The organism is Pseudomonas sp. NFACC41-3 (genome assembly GCF_900109505.1).
Classification (GTDB): domain Bacteria; phylum Pseudomonadota; class Gammaproteobacteria; order Pseudomonadales; family Pseudomonadaceae; genus Aquipseudomonas; species Aquipseudomonas chlororaphis.
In genome coordinates, this window is sequence record NZ_FOAE01000005.1 from 370,160 (window position 1) to 386,707 (window position 16,548).

The 16,548-nt window shown below is 62.3% G+C and carries 13 protein-coding genes; 5 read left to right on the forward strand and 8 right to left on the reverse strand.

Annotated elements, in window-relative coordinates; translation table 11 throughout:
* Positions 1-2: 2 nt before the first annotated feature.
* Together nuoM and nuoN are read left to right on the forward strand one after the other, a co-directional pair.
* Positions 3-1,535 (forward strand): NADH-quinone oxidoreductase subunit M, encoded by a 1,533-nt coding sequence (gene nuoM / locus BMY68_RS23250; RefSeq protein WP_009044593.1) that lies wholly within the window; start codon positions 3-5, stop codon positions 1,533-1,535.
* A gap of 7 nt (positions 1,536-1,542) precedes the next feature.
* Positions 1,543-3,006 carry an NADH-quinone oxidoreductase subunit NuoN gene (gene nuoN, locus BMY68_RS23255; RefSeq protein WP_009044594.1) on the forward strand — a complete coding sequence of 488 codons (1,464 nt, stop codon included), beginning with the start codon at positions 1,543-1,545 and terminating at the stop codon, positions 3,004-3,006.
* Between the two features lie 450 nt (positions 3,007-3,456).
* Here nuoN and BMY68_RS23260 read toward each other — a convergent pair whose 3' ends face one another.
* The 6 genes from BMY68_RS23260 to BMY68_RS23285 are packed head-to-tail and all read right to left on the reverse strand — an operon-like array spanning position 3,457 to position 9,417.
* The gene (locus tag BMY68_RS23260; RefSeq protein ID WP_062825325.1) at positions 3,457-5,199 is read right to left on the reverse strand and encodes an ABC transporter substrate-binding protein; all 1,743 of its coding nucleotides are present in this window, start codon (positions 5,197-5,199) and stop codon (positions 3,457-3,459) included.
* A gap of 50 nt (positions 5,200-5,249) precedes the next feature.
* Positions 5,250-5,522 carry a DUF2160 domain-containing protein gene (locus BMY68_RS23265; protein ID WP_009044596.1) on the reverse strand — a complete coding sequence of 91 codons (273 nt, stop codon included), beginning with the start codon at positions 5,520-5,522 and terminating at the stop codon, positions 5,250-5,252.
* Between the two features lie 10 nt (positions 5,523-5,532).
* The gene (locus BMY68_RS23270; protein WP_007929618.1) at positions 5,533-6,333 is read right to left on the reverse strand and encodes a carbohydrate ABC transporter permease; all 801 of its coding nucleotides are present in this window, start codon (positions 6,331-6,333) and stop codon (positions 5,533-5,535) included.
* A gap of 11 nt (positions 6,334-6,344) precedes the next feature.
* Positions 6,345-7,211 (reverse strand): carbohydrate ABC transporter permease, encoded by an 867-nt coding sequence (locus tag BMY68_RS23275; RefSeq protein ID WP_085534123.1) that lies wholly within the window; start codon positions 7,209-7,211, stop codon positions 6,345-6,347.
* A complete protein-coding gene (locus BMY68_RS23280; RefSeq protein ID WP_085534121.1) occupies positions 7,208-8,323 on the reverse strand; it encodes an ABC transporter ATP-binding protein in 1,116 nt (371 codons plus the stop codon). Before BMY68_RS23280 ends, BMY68_RS23275 begins: the two co-directional genes overlap by 4 nt.
* Positions 8,323-9,417: an ABC transporter ATP-binding protein gene (locus BMY68_RS23285; RefSeq protein WP_007929624.1), complete on the reverse strand. Its 1,095-nt coding sequence runs from the start codon at positions 9,415-9,417 to the stop codon at positions 8,323-8,325. The genes BMY68_RS23280 and BMY68_RS23285 overlap by 1 nt, the downstream gene beginning before the upstream one ends.
* Before the next feature lie 436 nt (positions 9,418-9,853).
* Here BMY68_RS23285 and BMY68_RS23290 point away from each other — a divergent pair, with 436 nt between their 5' ends.
* Positions 9,854-11,704, forward strand: a complete 1,851-nt coding sequence (locus BMY68_RS23290; RefSeq protein WP_085534120.1) for a sigma-54-dependent Fis family transcriptional regulator — start codon at positions 9,854-9,856, stop codon at positions 11,702-11,704.
* 79 nt (positions 11,705-11,783) lie between these two features.
* Here BMY68_RS23290 and cysS read toward each other — a convergent pair whose 3' ends face one another.
* Both cysS and BMY68_RS23300 read right to left on the reverse strand, forming a co-directional pair.
* Positions 11,784-13,166 (reverse strand): cysteine--tRNA ligase, encoded by a 1,383-nt coding sequence (gene cysS / locus BMY68_RS23295; RefSeq protein WP_053261852.1) that lies wholly within the window; start codon positions 13,164-13,166, stop codon positions 11,784-11,786.
* Positions 13,167-13,184: 18 nt separating this feature from the next.
* Complete coding sequence (locus tag BMY68_RS23300; protein ID WP_009049801.1) at positions 13,185-14,882, reverse strand: glutamine--tRNA ligase/YqeY domain fusion protein; 1,698 nt, start codon at positions 14,880-14,882, stop codon at positions 13,185-13,187.
* Positions 14,883-15,159: 277 nt separating this feature from the next.
* Here BMY68_RS23300 and BMY68_RS23305 point away from each other — a divergent pair, with 277 nt between their 5' ends.
* Positions 15,160-15,663, forward strand: coding sequence for a peptidylprolyl isomerase (locus BMY68_RS23305; protein WP_009044603.1), 504 nt, complete (start codon positions 15,160-15,162; stop codon positions 15,661-15,663).
* Positions 15,660-16,409 (forward strand): UDP-2,3-diacylglucosamine diphosphatase, encoded by a 750-nt coding sequence (gene lpxH / locus BMY68_RS23310; protein WP_007929635.1) that lies wholly within the window; start codon positions 15,660-15,662, stop codon positions 16,407-16,409. Before BMY68_RS23305 ends, lpxH begins: the two co-directional genes overlap by 4 nt.
* The last annotated feature ends 139 nt before the right edge of the window (positions 16,410-16,548 follow it).

Here is a 16,548-nt window from a genome sequence, read left to right on the forward strand (position 1 = left end):
TCATGATTCTGCCTTGGCTAATCCTGATCCCCTTCATCGGCGGCCTGCTGTGCTGGATGGGTGAGCGCTTCGGCGCCACCCTCCCCCGCTGGATTGCGCTGCTGACCATGTCCCTGGAACTCGCTCTCGGCCTCTGGCTGTGGGCCCATGGCGACTATTCATTCGCTCCGGCACCTGGCGCCGATCCGACCTGGACCCTGGAGTTCAAGCACGTCTGGATCGAGCGCTTCGGCATCAACGTGCACCTGGCCCTCGATGGCCTGTCGCTGTTGATGATCCTGCTGACCGGCCTCCTGGGCGTGCTGTCCGTCCTCTGCTCCTGGAAAGAGATCCAGCGTCACGTGGGCTTCTTCCACCTGAACCTGATGTGGATCCTGGGCGGTGTCGTCGGCGTGTTCCTCGCCCTCGACCTGTTCATGTTCTTCTTCTTCTGGGAAATGATGCTGGTGCCGATGTACTTCCTCATCGCGCTCTGGGGTCACAGCTCTTCGGACGGCAAGAAAACCCGGATCTACGCCGCGACCAAGTTCTTCATCTTCACTCAGGCTTCCGGCCTGATCATGCTGGTGGCGATCCTCGGTCTGGTGCTGGTCAACTTCAACGACACTGGCGTGATCACCTTCAACTACGCCGACCTGTTGAAGACCAAGATGTCGACCACCACCGAGTACGTGCTGATGCTCGGCTTCTTCATCGCCTTCGCGGTGAAACTGCCGGTGGTGCCGTTCCACTCCTGGCTGCCCGATGCCCACGCCCAGGCACCGACCGCAGGTTCCGTGGACCTGGCCGGTATCTTGCTGAAGACCGCGGCCTACGGCCTGCTGCGTTTCGCCCTGCCGCTGTTCCCGAATGCCTCGGCCGAGTTCGCGCCGATCGCCATGACCCTGGGTCTGATCGGGATCTTCTACGGTGCCTTCCTGGCCTTCGCCCAGACCGACATCAAGCGCCTGGTGGCATTCTCCAGCGTTTCGCACATGGGTTTCGTGCTGATCGGCATCTACTCCGGCAGCCAGCTGGCCCTGCAGGGCGCGGTGATCCAGATGCTCGCGCACGGCCTGTCGGCGGCGGCACTCTTTATCCTCTGCGGCCAGCTGTATGAACGCACCCACACTCGCGATATGCGTGAAATGGGTGGCCTGTGGTCGAAGATCGCCTACCTGCCAGCCATCAGCCTGTTCTTCGCCGCGGCCTCGCTGGGCTTGCCGGCGACCGGTAACTTCGTCGGCGAATTCCTGATCCTGATCGGCACCTTCGCCAGCGCGCCATGGGTCACCGTGCTCGCGACGTCCGGCCTGGTGTTCGGTTCGGTCTATTCGCTGATCATGATTCACCGCGCCTACTTCGGCCCGGCCAAGTCGGACGCGGTCCTGCACGGCATGGACGCTCGCGAACTGATCATGGTGGTCGGACTGGCGGCGCTGCTGATTTACATCGGCATCTACCCGCAACCGTTCCTCGATACCTCTGCCGCCACGATGAGTGGCGTGCAGCAATGGCTCGGCACCGCCTTCACTCAACTCGCTTCGGCCCGGTAAGAGCGCTATGGACTTTACGATTCAACACTTTATCGCGCTTGCGCCGCTGTTGATCACCAGCCTCACCATCATTGTGGTGATGCTGGCTATCGCCTGGCGTCGCAACCATTCGCAAACCTTCCTGCTGTCGGTCGCCGGTCTGAACCTGGCGTTGCTGTCGATCCTCCCGGCCCTGAAAGTCACCCCTCTGGCGGTGACTCCATTGCTGCAGATCGACCAGTTCGCCTGCCTGTACATGGCGCTGATCCTGGTGGCCACCCTGGCCTGCGTCACCCTCGCCCATGCCTACCTGGGCGACGGCGGCACCGGTTACCCGGGCAACCGCGAAGAACTGTACCTGCTGATCCTGATGGCCGCCGCCGGTGGCCTGGTGCTGGTCAGCGCGCAGCACCTGGCTGGCTTGTTCATCGGCCTGGAGCTGCTCTCGGTACCGGTCTACGGCCTGGTGGCTTATGCCTTCTTCAACAAGCGCTCGCTGGAAGCCGGCATCAAGTACATGGTGCTGTCGGCCGCCGGTTCCGCGTTCCTGCTGTTCGGCATGGCCCTGCTCTACGCCGAAGCCGGCAGCCTGAGCTTCAATGGCATCGGTCAGGCCCTGGCCGCGACCGGCCTGCCTAGCCCGCTGGCCCAACTGGGCCTGGGCATGATGCTGATCGGCCTGGCGTTCAAGCTGTCGCTGGTACCCTTCCACCTGTGGACCCCGGACGTCTACGAAGGGGCCCCGGCACCTGTGGCGGCCTTCCTGGCCACCGCGAGCAAGGTGGCGGTATTCGCGGTGATGGTGCGTCTGTTCCAGATCTCGCCAGTGGCCAGCAGCGGTGTCCTGAACACCGTGCTGACCCTGATCGCGATTGCCTCGATCCTGTTCGGCAACCTGCTGGCGCTGACCCAGAGCAACCTCAAGCGTCTGCTGGGTTACTCGTCCATCGCCCACTTCGGTTACCTGCTGATCGCCCTGGTGGCGAGCAAGGGCCTGGCGATGGAAGCCATCGGCGTCTACCTGGTCACCTACGTGATCACCAGCCTCGGCGCCTTCGGCGTGATCACCCTGATGTCCTCGCCTTACAAGGGTCGCGACGCGGATGCCCTGTACGAGTACCGCGGCCTGTTCTGGCGTCGTCCGTACCTCACCGCCGTACTCACCGTGATGATGCTGTCCCTGGCCGGTATCCCGCTGACCGCGGGCTTCATCGGCAAGTTCTACATCATCGCCACCGGTGTCGAAGCGCACCAATGGTGGCTGGTCGGCTCCCTGGTCCTGGGCAGCGCCATCGGCGTGTTCTACTACCTGCGCGTCATGGTCACCCTGTACCTGATCGAGCCGAACCTGCGCCGCGTCGACGCCCAGCTGCACTGGGAACAGAAAGCCGGCGGCGTGATGCTGCTGGCCATCGCGGTCCTGGCGTTCTTCCTCGGCGTCTACCCACAACCGCTGCTGACCCTGGTCCAGCAATCCGGTCTGGCGGGCTGATCGCTCAAGCACGATCCGCGGTAAAACAAGACGGCGCCTTCGGGCGCCGTTTTGCATTTATGGGAACGGCCCTCCCCTGCCCTGCGAATTACCCTTCAAGCAAATCCGTGATGCCTGACATACCCGAACTGTGCCTGGCTTTAAAGTGAACTCCACACGTCACATTCAAATAGAGGCAAGGAAAGACGATGAGACGAGACATCTTTTCCGAGTTGCGAAGGCCTTGAAGCGCTGGCAGATGAACGCCACGGCAGGATCACACTACCCACCAGGACGCTGTCGCGAGCAATCGAGCGGCAACCCTCTACACCTACAGAACTGAAGACCGTCGGCACCTGCGCCACGAAACAGCCAGGGTAGGCTTGCTCGCGAAAGCGACAACGCAATCATCGCGCGCCTCGAAAAAAAACGGCACCCGAAGGTGCCGTTGCGCATTACCGATCCACAACCTTATTTGCGCGCTGCCTCCCACGACTTGAGCAGTTCGTTGTAGCTCACGGTTTCCCCCTTGGGTTTCTCGTTGGCCAGTTTCGGTTTCGGCGCGCCCGGCTGGTCGAACCAGTATTGCGCGTCGCGCTCGGGGTTCATTTTCGGCGCGCAGGTGGCCTGGGCTTTCGAGCGCTCGAGCCGGGTCATGATCGCGTCCTGGTCCTTGGCCAGGCCATCGAGTGCCTGTTGCGGGGTTTTCTCGCCACTGGCCGCTTCGGCGATATGGCTCCACCACAACTGCGCCAGGCGTGGATAGTCCGGCACGTTGGTGCCGGTCGGCGTCCACTGCACGCGGGCCGGGCTGCGATAGAACTCCACCAGGCCACCGAGCTTCGGCGCCAGGTCGGTCATTGCCTGGGAGTTGATGTCCGACTCGCGGATCGGTGTCAGGCCGACGATGGTTTTCTTCAGCGACACGGTTTTCGAGGTCACGAACTGGGCATAGAGCCAGGCCGCAAGTTTCTGCTTCTCCGGGGTGGACTTCATGAAGGTCCAGGAACCCACGTCCTGATACCCCAGCTTCATGCCCTCTTCCCAGTACGGTCCACGCGGCGACGGCGCCATGCGCCATTTCGGCGTGCCGTCGGCGTTCATCACCGCCAGGCCCGGCTTGGTCATGTCGGCGGTGAAGGCGGTGTACCAGAAGATCTGCTGGGCGATATTGCCCTGGGACGGCACCGGTCCGGATTCGGAGAAGGTCATGCCCGCCGCCTCCGGTGGCGCGTACTTTTTCATCCACTCGACGTACTTGGTGGTGGCGAACACCGCCGCCGGGCCATTGGTGTCGCCGCCGCGGGTCACGCTGGAACCCACCGGATGGCAATCCTCGACGCGGATCCCCCACTCGTCCACCGGCAAGCCGTTGGGCAAGCCCTTGTCGCCGCCACCGGCCATGGAGAACCAGGCATCGGTGAAGCGCCAGCCCAGGGACGGGTCCTTCTTGCCGTAGTCCATATGCCCGTAGACCCGCTTGCCGTCGATCTCCTTGACGTCCTCGCTGAAGAACTTGGCGATGTCCTCATAGGCCGACCAGTTCACCGGCACACCCAGCTCGTAGCCGTACTTCTCCTTGAACTTGGCTTTCAGGTCGGCCCGCTCGAACCAGTCGGCGCGGAACCAGTACAGGTTGGCGAACTGCTGGTCGGGCAACTGATAGATCTTGCCGTCCGGCGCGGTGGTGAAGGAGATGCCGATGAAGTCCTTGATGTCCAGGGTTGGCGAGGTGTAGTCCTTGCCCTCGTTGGCCATCAGGTCGGTGATGGATTCGGTCTTGCCATAACGAAAGTGCGTGCCGATCAGGTCGGAGTCGTTGACCCAGCCGTCATAGATGTTCTTGTCCGACTGCATCTGGGTCTGCAGCTTCTCCACCACGTCGCCTTCCTGCAGCAGGTCGTGGGTCAGCTTGATCCCGGTGATTTCACTGAAAGCCTTGGCCAGCACCTTGGACTCGTATTCATGGGTGGCGATGGTTTCCGAGACCACGTTGATCTTCATCCCGCGAAACGGCTCGGACGCCTTGATGAACCACTTCAGCTCTTCCAGCTGTTGTTCCGCGGTCAGGGTGGATGGCTTGAACTCGCTGCCGATCCATTTTTTCGCGGCGTCCTCATAGGCGTCGGCCCAGGCCGTCGCGCTCAAGCCGCTCAATGCCAGCATGGCCGCCAATGAAACGCTATGTCGCAGCTTATTGTTTTTGTCGAACATAGAGACCTCCCGGTTGAATTTCGAAGCAGGACCACCGCGCACGCGCCCGGCTAGCCCCAACGCATCACAGCCAACAGCCACACCAGGGACAGCACGAACGCCACCCAGATGCTCCAGTCGGTGGCGCCGATTACCAGCAGATGCAGGTAGGCGCTGCCGAGAAGACCGATAAACAGACGATCGCCACGGGTGGTGGCAATCGGCAGGAAGCCGCGCCGAGGGATGCTCGGCGAACGCAGCTCCCAAGTGGTCATGCCCAGCAGGATCAAGGCAATGACACCGAAGAATGCCGCCGTCGGGGCGGTCCAGTTCATCCATTCCATCAACGGATCCTCATACCCGGCCCAGGGCAAAGCCCTTGGCCACATGGTTGCGAACAAACCAGATCACCAGCATGCCCGGCAGAATGGTCAGCACCCCGGCGGCCGCCAGCACGCCCCAGTCGATACCGGAGGCGGACACGGTGCGGGTCATCACCGCGGCGATCGGCTTGGCGTTCACCGAGGTCAAAGTCCGCGCCAGCAACAGCTCGACCCAGGAAAACATGAAGCAGAAGAACGCCGTCACGCCGATCCCCGAACCGATCAGCGGGACGAAGATCTTCACGAAGAACTTGGGAAAGCTGTAGCCGTCGATGTAGGCGGTCTCGTCGATTTCCTTCGGCACCCCGGACATGAAGCCTTCGAGAATCCACACCGCCAGCGGCACGTTGAACAGGCAGTGGGCCAGGGCCACGGCAATGTGCGTATCGAACAGGCCGATGGACGAATACAGCTGGAAGAACGGCAGCAGGAATACCGCCGGCGGCGCCATGCGGTTGGTCAGCAGCCAGAAGAACAGGTGCTTGTCACCGAGGAAGCGGTAGCGCGAGAACGCATAGGCCGCCGGCAGCGCCACGCTCAGGGAAATCACCGTGTTCAGGCTGACGTAATACAGCGAGTTGAGGTAGCCGGTGTACCAGCTGGGGTCGGTGAAGATCACCTTGTAGTTGTGCCAGGTGAAGTCCTGGGGCCACAGGGTCAGGCTGCCGAGGATCTCGTTGTTGCTCTTGAACGACATGTTCAGCAACCAGTAGATCGGCACCAGCAGGAACAGGATGTAGATCAGCAGCGGTATCAGCTTGCGCTTGGTCATGGCGGCCGTCCTCAGCGATTGGCGTCGGAGTGGGTCATGGCGGTGTAGAACAGCCAGGACACCAGCAGGATGATCAGGAAGTACACCAGGGAGAACGCCGCGGCCGGGCCCAGGTCGAACTGCCCGATCGCCATCTGGGTCAGGGTCTGGCTGAGGAAGGTCGTGCCGTTGCCCGGCCCGCCGCCGGTGAGCACGAACGGCTCGGTGTAGATCATGAAGCTGTCCATGAAGCGCAGCATCACCGCGATCAGCAGCACGCTTTTCATCTTCGGCAACTGGATATGGCGGAACACCGCCCAGTTCGACGCCCGGTCGATGCGCGCCGCCTGGTAATACACGTCCGGGATCGCCCGCAGCCCCGAAAAGCACAGCAGCGCCACCAGCGAGGTCCAGTGCCACACGTCCATCACCAGCACTGTGACCCAGGCATCCATGGTGTTGGCCGCATAGTTGTAATCGATGCCCAGGGCATTCAGCGACGAGCCCATCAGGCCGATGTCGGCGCGACCGAAGATCTGCCAGATGGTGCCCACCACGTTCCACGGGATCAGCAGCGGAATGGCGAGGATGATCAGCACCACCGACGACCAGCGCCCCTTGCTCGGCATGGTCAGGGCGATGGCGATGCCCAAGGGGATTTCGATCAGCAGCACGCAGGCCGAATAGATGAACTGGCGCAGCAGCGAGTCGTGCAGGCGCGGGTCGAGCAGCACCTGGCGGTACCAGTCGGCGCCGACGAAATAGCGGCTGGACTGGTCGAAAATGTCCTGCACCGAGTAGTTGACCACGGTCATCATCGGGATCACCGCACTGAAGGCCACCAGCAGGAACACCGGCAATACCAGCCACCAGGCTTTGTTGTTCTGCACTTTGTTCATGGCTGAACCTCGTTCGTGGCGTGGGCCTCCAGCAGGTATTCGTCGGCGTAGACCATCAACCACTGCGCGGGGAAGCTGATGCAGGCCCTGCCCTGCGGCACCGGTTTGTCTTCGGCCAGCCGCACTTTCAAGACCGCGCCGTCGAGGTTCAGGGTCATGATCTTGTAGGTACCCAGGTCCTCGATGTGGACCACGTCGGCCTGCAGCGCTTCCTCGTAAGGCTCGTCCCAGACATGGATGAACTCCGGGCGAATGCCGACTTTCAGGCTCTGGTAATCGGTCTCGGCGATTCGCTGCTGCAAGGCCTCGGGCAAGGCCAGATGGGTCCCGGCGAACCTGACACCGCCGGCCTCCGCCCGGACCTCGATCAGGTTCATCCCCGGGCTGCCGATGAAGTAGCCGACAAAGGTGTGGCTCGGCCGCTCGAACAGCTCACGCGGGGTACCGAACTGGACGATCTGCCCGCCGTACATCACTGCGATCTTGTCGGCGAAGGTCGAGGCTTCGAGCTGGTCGTGGGTGACGTAGACCATGGTGATGTTGAACTGCTCGTGGATCTGCTTGAGCTTGCGCCGCAGCTTCCACTTCAGGTGCGGGTCGATCACCGTCAGCGGCTCGTCGAACAGGATCGCCGATACGTCGTCGCGCACCAGGCCGCGGCCCATGGAAACCTTCTGCTTTTCGTCGGCGCTGAGGTTGCGCGCCTTCTTATTCAGCAGCGCCTGCAGGTCGAGGACCTCGGCAATCTCCTGCACCTTGCTGTGCACCTTGGCCTCGGCCAGGCCCTGGTTGCGCAGCGGGAAGGCCAGGTTGTCGAACACCGTCATGGTGTCGTAGACCACCGGGAACTGGAAAACCTGGGCGATGTTGCGCTTCTCGGGAGTCAGCTCGTTGACCACCCGGGTATCGAACAGCACCTGCCCCTGGGAAGGGCTGAGCAGCCCGGAAATGATGTTGAGCAAGGTCGACTTGCCGCAGCCGGACGGCCCGAGCAAGGCATAGGCGCCGCCCTGCTCCCAGACGTGGTTCATCTCGCGGATCGCATAGTCCTCGGGACCGGCCGGGGTACTGGTGTAACTGTGGGCGAGGTTGTGCAAACGGATCTCGGCCATCAGGCAACCCTCGCGACGCGCCGCCCCGGCGCCTGGACCAGACGGCCCTGGGCATCGAAGACGAATAGTTTGTGGGTGGGGATATAGATGCGGATCGGCGCGTCGACGTCATATTCGTGCACGCCGGGCAGGTGCAGCACCAACAGGAATTGTTCGTTGCGCACATGCAGGAAGGTTTCCGAGCCGCTGATTTCCGCCACCTCGACGGTCACCGCCAGCTCCAGGTCGTCGTCGTTGCTCGGTACCAGGGAGATATGGCTGGGCCGCACACCGAAGCGGAACTCGCCCTCGCCGACCGGGCGCAAGTCGACGTTCAGCGGAAAGTGCACGAAATTGGCGAAGCTCACTTCATTGCCGGCGATGCGCCCCGGCATCAGGTTGATCGGCGGTTCGGAGAACAGCTCGGCGGCCAGCACGGTCTGGGGCTGGTGATAGACCTCGGCGGTCTTGCCGCTCTGCACCAGGCGCCCCTCGTGGAGGATGGTGGTGGTGCCGCCCAGGGCCAACGCCTCGTTGGGCTCGGTGGTGGCATAGATGGCGATGGTGTGGCGGGCCTGGAACAGCTCGCGCATCTCCTGGCGCAGCTCTTCGCGCAGCTTGTAGTCGAGGTTGACCAGCGGTTCGTCGAACAGGATCAGCTCGGCATCCTTGACAAGAGCCCGGGCCATCGCCGTGCGCTGCTGCTGGCCGCCGGACAGCTCCAGCGGATGGCGCTGCAGGAATTTCTCGATCCGCAGCATCTTCGCCGTCTCCAGCACCTTGCTCTCGATCAGTTGCGCCGAAACGCCGGCCTGGCGCAGCGGCGAGGCGATGTTCTCGAACACGGTCATGGTCGGGTAGTTGATGAACTGCTGATAGACCATCGACACGTTGCGCAGCCGCACCGGGCGCCCGGTGACGTCCACGCCGTTCATCAGGATGCGCCCGCTGGCGGGCTTGTCGAGCCCGGCGATCAAGCGCATCAGGCTGGTCTTGCCGGACAGCGTGCGCCCCAGCAGGACATTGAAGGAACCGGGTTCAAAGCGCAGCGAGATGTCATCGATCCAGGTCTGGCCCTCGACGACACGGCTGACGTGCTCCAGCGTTAATGACATGGCTCGGCCTTTTTTATTATTGGAGTCAAGCGACCGCAGCAGCAGAGCGACTTTCGTGCCAGAACCGTGGCACCCAGCCAAGCCACTGATAAGCCTGATATTTATTAAAAGACAGGCTATTGGAAGGTTCACAGCTGAACAGAAATGAACAACCCGCACTGAACAACTGAACAGTCCGGCGGTTGACAATGAACAAGAGTGAACAACACTGGATGGACGCTTTTGCCCGTAAACGCCACCTGTAGCCGCTGCCGCAGGCTGCGATCGAGGCCGCAGGACTCGCAAAGCGAACGACGCGGTCAACAGACGAATCGCGATGCCTGGTTTGCGAGCGCTACGTCGGAATGCCGCCCAGCTCGATCGCAGCCTGCGCCAGCGGCTACACCCGGGCATAGGCCAATAACAACAATAAAAGCGTTTTCAGAGACCTACCGCCATGAGCGCACCTGCCTCACCGCTGTCTCACGAGACCATCATCAAGGACTCCTGGAGTCGCTGCCGGGCCTTTGGCCTCAGCCACCAGAGCACGCCCGCCTTCGATCAACTGCCCGCCGAGCGCATCGCCCAGTTGCTGGAGAGCCAGCATGCCCTGGTGCAGACCACCCACCAGGAAGTCCTGCCCTACTACGAGAACATCCTCAGCAACTCCAATTGCCTGATCATGCTCGCCGACAACCAGGGCCAGGTGCTGACGTCCTGGGGCACCCAGCGTTTTATCGAGCCGAGCCTGGCCCGTGGTTTCAGCGCCGGCGCCAGTTGGCTGGAACACTGCAGCGGGACCAACGCCATCGGCACCGCCCTGGCTTGCGAACAGGCGGTGCATATCGAGCACGATGAACACTTTCTCAAGGCCAACCGCTTCATGACCGGCTCGGCCGCGCCGATCTTCGATGCCGAGCGCCGGGTGATCGCGGTGCTGGACGTCTCCAGCGACAGCTACCTGCCGCCCTCCCACACCCTGGGCATGGTCAAGATGATGAGCCAGACCGTGGAGAACCGACTGATCCTCAACCTGTTCCAAGGCCGGCATTTCCAGCTGACCTTCAACACCGGCCTGAACAACCTCGACAGCCAATGGGCCGGCCTGCTGATCTTCGATGACAGCGGCCAGGTGCTGTCGGCCAACCGCCGCGCCGACAACCTGCTGGGCATCAGCCTGTCGCGGGTCGGCATCGAAAGCCTGTTCAAGGTGTCCCTGCTGGAATTGCTCAACCAGCCCGAAGGCCTGCCCTTTGCCCTGCAGGCCGCCGGCCGTAACCGTTTCCATTGCCTGCTTAAGCGTCCAAGGCAGGTGCCGATCCAGGCTCGGGTCTTCGTCGAGCCACCTTCCCGCCCGGCTCCCGCCAACACAAATGCCATCAGCCTGAACACCCTGCACTTCGGCGACAGCCGGGTGGAGAAAGCCGTGCGCCAGGCCGAACGCCTGCTGGAAAAGGACATTCCGCTGCTGATCCACGGCGAAACCGGCGTCGGCAAGGAAGTTTTCGTCAAAGCCCTGCACCAGGCCAGCTCGCGGAGCAAACAGGCGTTCATTGCCGTCAATTGCGCAGCGATTCCCGCCGAACTGGTGGAGTCCGAGCTGTTCGGCTATGAAAAAGGCGCCTTCACCGGCGCCAACCAGAAAGGCAGCATTGGCCTGATCCGCAAGGCCGACAAAGGCACGCTGTTCCTCGACGAAATCGGCGACATGCCCTTGCCGACCCAGGCCCGCCTGTTGCGTGTGCTGCAGGAGCGTTGCGTGCAACCGGTGGGCAGCAGCGAGCTGTTCCCGGTGGACATCCGCATCATCTCGGCGACCAACCGCTCCCTGCGCGAACAGGTACAACTCGGGCGTTTCCGCGAGGACCTGTATTACCGCATCGGCGGCCTGACCCTGGAGTTGCCGCCCCTGCGCGAACGCAGCGACAAACAGGCGCTGTTCAAGCGCATCTGGGAACAGCATCGCGAGTCCGGCCAATGGGCCGGGCTCAGCAGCGACGTCCAGGAACTGTTCGAGCGCCATCCCTGGCCGGGCAACCTGCGCCAGGTCAGCAGCGTGATGCAGGTGGCGCTGGCCATGGCCGAAGAACAGCCGATCCGCGCCGAGCACCTGCCCGACGACTTTTTTGTCGACCTGGACATGGAGCCAGCCACCAGCCACGAACCGCCCGGCGACATCGACCTGCAAGACAGCGCCGACCTGCACCGCCGGCTCAAGGCCGTGGGCGGCAACATCTCCCTATTGGCCCGGCGCCTGGGGGTGAGTCGCAATACCCTCTATAAAAGATTGCGCCAGCAGGAGGATTGATCGCCCGCACCCCGCCCTCGAATGGCAGGCAAACAAAAACCCGCACAAGGCGGGTTTCTGTTTGTAGCCAGTACAGCAATCAGTCAGCCAGACGCCAGGTCGTCCCACCCTTGCCGTCTTCCAGCACCACGCCCATGGCGGTGATCTGGTCGCGGATGCGGTCGGACTCGGCCCAGTCCTTGTTGGCCCGGGCCGCCAGGCGCGCCTGGATCAACGCTTCGACCTGCGCTGCGTCGACCCGGCCTTCGGCACCGGCCTGCAGGAAGTCGTCGGCGTCCAGCTGCAGCACACCCAGCACGTCCGCCAGTTCCCTCAGGCGCGCCGCCAGACCGGCCGCCGCATTGAGATCGCTCTCGCGCAGACGGTTGATCTCGCGCACCATCTCGAACAGCACCGCACAGGCTTCCGGCGTGCCGAAGTCGTCGTTCATCACCTCGGTGAAACGCTCGACGAAGGCTTCGCCACCGGCGGCCGGTACAGTCGGCAGGCCTTTGAGGGCGTGGTAGAAACGCTCCAGGGCGCCCTTGGCGTCCTTGAGGTTGTCTTCCGAATAGTTGATCGCGCTGCGGTAGTGGCTCGACACCAGCAGGTAACGCACCACTTCCGGATGGTACTTGTCGAGCACGTCGCGGATGGTGAAGAAGTTGTTCAAGGACTTGGACATCTTCTCGCCATTGATGCGGATCATGCCGCAATGCATCCAGGCATTGGCGTAGGTCTTGCCGGTGGCCGCCTCGCTCTGGGCGATCTCGTTTTCATGGTGCGGGAACTCGAGGTCGCTGCCGCCGCCATGAATGTCGAAGGTCTCGCCCAGGCAGCAGGTCGACATCACCGAGCATTCGATGTGCCAGCCCGGACGCCCGGCGCCCCATGGCGATTCCCAGCTCGGCTCGCCCGGCTTGGCGGCTTTCCACAGTACGAAGTCCAGCGGGTCCTGTTTCGACTCGTCGACTTCGATGCGCGCGCCGATGCGCAGGTCTTCGATCTTCTTGCGCGACAGCTTGCCGTAACCGAGGAACTTGCCGACCCGGTAGTACACGTCGCCGTTGCCCGGCGCGTAGGCGTAGCCCTTGTCGATCAGGGTCTGGATCATCGCGTGCATGCCGGCGATATGGTCGGTGGCACGCGGCTCCATGTCCGGCTTCTTGATGTTCAGGCGTGCTTCGTCTTCGTGCATCGCCGCGATCATGCGCTCGGTCAACGCCTCGAACGATTCGCCGTTCTCGTTGGCCCGATTGATGATCTTGTCGTCGATGTCGGTGATGTTGCGCACATAAGTCAGGTCGTAGCCGCTGAAACGCAGCCAGCGGGTCACCAGGTCGAAGGCGACCATGCTGCGGCCGTGGCCCAGGTGGCAGTAGTCGTACACGGTCATGCCGCACACGTACATGCGCACCTTGTTGCCATCGAGCGGCTTGAAGACTTCTTTGCTCTTGGTGAGCGTGTTGTAGATCGTTAGCACAAGGAGTTCCTTAACTGATCACTGACCCCAGGAGTCGCGCAGGGTCACGGTACGGTTGAATACCGGTGCGCCCGGTTTCGAGTCCTTGATATCCGCGCAGAAGTAACCTTCGCGCTCGAACTGGAAACGGTCTTCCGGCTGTGCGTTGCCCAGCGAGGGTTCGGCACGACAACCAGTGAGGACCTGCAGGGAGTCAGGGTTGATGTTGTCCAGGAAACTTGCGCTGTCTTCGGCCTTCTCCGGGTTCGGCGAACGGAACAGGCGATCGTACAGGCGCACTTCGCACTCGACGCTGGCGGCGGCCGGCACCCAGTGGATCACACCCTTGACCTTGCGCCCTTCCGGGTTCTTGCCCAGGGTGTCCGGGTCGTACGAGCAACGCAGCTCGACGATGTTGCCATCGGCATCCTTGATCGCCTCGTCGGCGCGGATCACGTAGCTGCCGCGCAGGCGCACTTCGCCGGCCGGTTCCAGGCGCTTGTAGCCCTTTGGCGGCTCTTCCATGAAGTCGTCGCGATCGATGTAGATTTCACGGGCGAACGGCAGCACCCGCACACCCATGTCTTCTTTCGGGTGGCGCGGCAGTTCGAGGTTCTCGACCTGGCCTTCAGGGTAGTTGGTGATCACCACCTTCAGCGGGCGCAGCACGCACATGGCGCGCGGGGCGCTGTGGTCGAGGTCGTCACGGATGCTGAATTCCAGCATGCCGAAGTCCACCACGCCGTCGGAACGGTTGGTGCCAACCATCTCGCAGAAGTTGCGGATGGATTTCGGCGTGTAGCCACGACGACGGAAGCCCGACAGGGTCGACATGCGCGGGTCGTCCCAACCGTTGACGTGCTTCTCGTCCACCAGTTGCTTGAGCTTGCGCTTGCTGGTGATGGTGTAGTTCAGGTTCAGGCGGCTGAACTCATACTGGCGCGGCTGTGCCGGCACCGGCAGGTTCTCCAGGAACCACTCGTACAGCGGACGGTGGCTTTCGAACTCCAGGGTGCAGATCGAGTGGGTGATGCCTTCGATGGCGTCCGACTGACCGTGGGTGAAGTCGTAGTTGGGGTAGATGCACCACTTGTCGCCGGTCTGGTGGTGATGCGCATGACGGATGCGATACATGATCGGGTCGCGCAGGTTCATGTTCGGCGAGGCCATGTCGATCTTGGCCCGCAGCACACGTGCGCCGTCCGGGAATTCGCCCGCCTTCATGCGGGCGAACAGGTCCAGGTTCTCTTCCACCGAACGGTCGCGGAACGGGCTGTTCTTGCCCGGCTCGGTCAGGCTGCCACGGTATTCCTTGGCCTGCTCGGGGGTCAGGTCGTCGACATAGGCCTTGCCCGCCTTAATCAGCTCCACCGCCCACTCGTGCAGCTGGTCGAAGTATTGCGAGGCGTAGCGCACTTCACCGGCCCACTCGAAGCCCAGCCACTTGACGTCGCTTTCGATGGCGTCGATGTATTCCTGGTCTTCCTTGGCCGGGTTGGTGTCGTCGAAACGCAGGTGGGTGACGCCGCCGAATTCCTGGGCCAGCCCGAAGTTCACGCAGATCGACTTGGCGTGACCGATGTGCAGGTAGCCGTTGGGTTCCGGCGGGAAGCGGGTCACGATCTGTGTGTGCTTACCCGAGTCCAGGTCCGCCTGGATGATCGGGCGCAGGAAGTTGACCGGAACGGCCGGTCCGGTCTTGGAATTCGAGGTAGGGTCGACAGTGGGCTTGCTCATAGGATCCTTGAACGTACAAGTGCGCGGCCGGTGCGGCCTGATAAATCAAAACGGATATCATAGCCGATGCGGTCAAGCCCCTGACAGAGCGGGCTTTAAATCTGCCGCGATTAATCCGTCGCAAATGAAAAAACAGCCTCGAATTTCACGCCCGGCACGCTAAACTGCGCACCTTGGCGGATTTTTGCCAGCGCGGTTCCGGCCCGCGGGCCCCATGCCTGCCTCCCGGAACCCGGGAATTCCTTGAAAACGCTCCTCCTTATAAAGAGTACCGATCATGACCCAAGTCAAACTGACCACCAACCACGGCGACATCGTGCTGGAACTGAACGCCGAGAAAGCCCCGGTCACCGTGGCCAACTTCATCGAATACGTTAAAGCCGGTCATTACGAAAACACCGTGTTCCACCGCGTCATCGGTAACTTCATGATCCAGGGCGGCGGTTTCGAGCCAGGCATGAAAGAAAAGAAAGACAAGCGTCCAAGCATCCAGAACGAAGCCGACAACGGTCTTTCCAACGACAAGTACACCGTCGCCATGGCCCGCACCATGGAGCCGCATTCGGCTTCCGCGCAGTTCTTCATCAACGTCGCTGACAACAGCTTCCTCAACCACAGCGGCAAGACCGTGCAGGGCTGGGGCTACGCGGTATTCGGCAAAGTGGTTGCCGGCACCGAAGTGGTCGACAAGATCAAAGGCGTGGCCACCACCATGAAGGCCGGCCACCAGGACGTACCGGCAGAAGACGTGATCATCGAGAAAGCCGAGATCGTTGAGTGATACTGCTGATTTCAGATTTGCATCTGGAAGAGGAGCGCCCGGACATTACCCGGGCGTTTCTGGATTTACTGGGCGGGCGTGCCCGCTCGGCGCAAGCGCTGTATATCCTGGGAGATTTCTTCGAGGTCTGGATCGGCGACGACGCCATGACCCCCTACCAGCTTTCCATTTGCCAAGCACTGCGCGAGCTCAGCGACAGCGGCACGCAGGTTTTCCTGATGCATGGCAATCGCGACTTCATGCTTGGCAAGGCCTTCTGCAAGGCCGCGGGCGCGACCCTGCTCAAGGACCCGAGCGTGGTCGACTTCTACGGCGAGCCGGTGCTGCTGATGCACGGCGACAGCCTGTGCACCCGCGACGAAGCCTATATGCGCATGCGCCGCTACCTGCGCAATCCGGTTTCGTTGTGGATCCTCAGGCACCTGCCGCTGCGCACCCGACACAAGCTGGCGCGCAAGCTGCGCAATGAAAGCCGCGCGCAAACCCGCATGAAGGCCAACGACATCGTCGACGTGACCCCGGACGAAGTGCCGCGGATCATGCAGGCATTCAAGGTGCGGACCCTGGTCCACGGCCACACCCACCGCCCGGCCATCCACAAATTGCAGATCGGCGACCAGGCCGCCAAGCGCATCGTGCTGGGCGACTGGGACCGTCAGGGCTGGGCCTTGCAGGTGGATGAGCAGGGCTTCCAGCTGGCGGCTTTCGACTTCGTGCCGTCACAGCAGGCATTGCCCCGCCTGTAGCGCCGCCGCAGGCTGCAATAAGGCCCGAAGGGCCTTGCGAGGCCTTCCAGGCGAACGCTGTGCGTTCAATCGCGAGCAAGCTCGCTCCTACAGGAAGACGTACCTTTTTGTAGGAACGAGCTTGCTCGCGATAATTCCT

What these genes read in the sequence shown, in the direction of transcription:
- nuoM (WP_009044593.1), top strand. Translation starts at nt 3, where the DNA reads ATGATTCTGCCTTGGCTAATCCTGATCCCCTTCATCGGCGGCCTGCTG.
- nuoN (WP_009044594.1), top strand. Translation starts at nt 1,543, where the DNA reads ATGGACTTTACGATTCAACACTTTATCGCGCTTGCGCCGCTGTTGATC.
- BMY68_RS23260 (WP_062825325.1), bottom strand. Translation starts at nt 5,199, where the DNA reads ATGTTCGACAAAAACAATAAGCTGCGACATAGCGTTTCATTGGCGGCC.
- BMY68_RS23265 (WP_009044596.1), bottom strand. Translation starts at nt 5,522, where the DNA reads ATGGAATGGATGAACTGGACCGCCCCGACGGCGGCATTCTTCGGTGTC.
- BMY68_RS23270 (WP_007929618.1), bottom strand. Translation starts at nt 6,333, where the DNA reads ATGACCAAGCGCAAGCTGATACCGCTGCTGATCTACATCCTGTTCCTG.
- BMY68_RS23275 (WP_085534123.1), bottom strand. Translation starts at nt 7,211, where the DNA reads ATGAACAAAGTGCAGAACAACAAAGCCTGGTGGCTGGTATTGCCGGTG.
- BMY68_RS23280 (WP_085534121.1), bottom strand. Translation starts at nt 8,323, where the DNA reads ATGGCCGAGATCCGTTTGCACAACCTCGCCCACAGTTACACCAGTACC.
- BMY68_RS23285 (WP_007929624.1), bottom strand. Translation starts at nt 9,417, where the DNA reads ATGTCATTAACGCTGGAGCACGTCAGCCGTGTCGTCGAGGGCCAGACC.
- BMY68_RS23290 (WP_085534120.1), top strand. Translation starts at nt 9,854, where the DNA reads ATGAGCGCACCTGCCTCACCGCTGTCTCACGAGACCATCATCAAGGAC.
- BMY68_RS23300 (WP_009049801.1), bottom strand. Translation starts at nt 14,882, where the DNA reads ATGAGCAAGCCCACTGTCGACCCTACCTCGAATTCCAAGACCGGACCG.
- BMY68_RS23305 (WP_009044603.1), top strand. Translation starts at nt 15,160, where the DNA reads ATGACCCAAGTCAAACTGACCACCAACCACGGCGACATCGTGCTGGAA.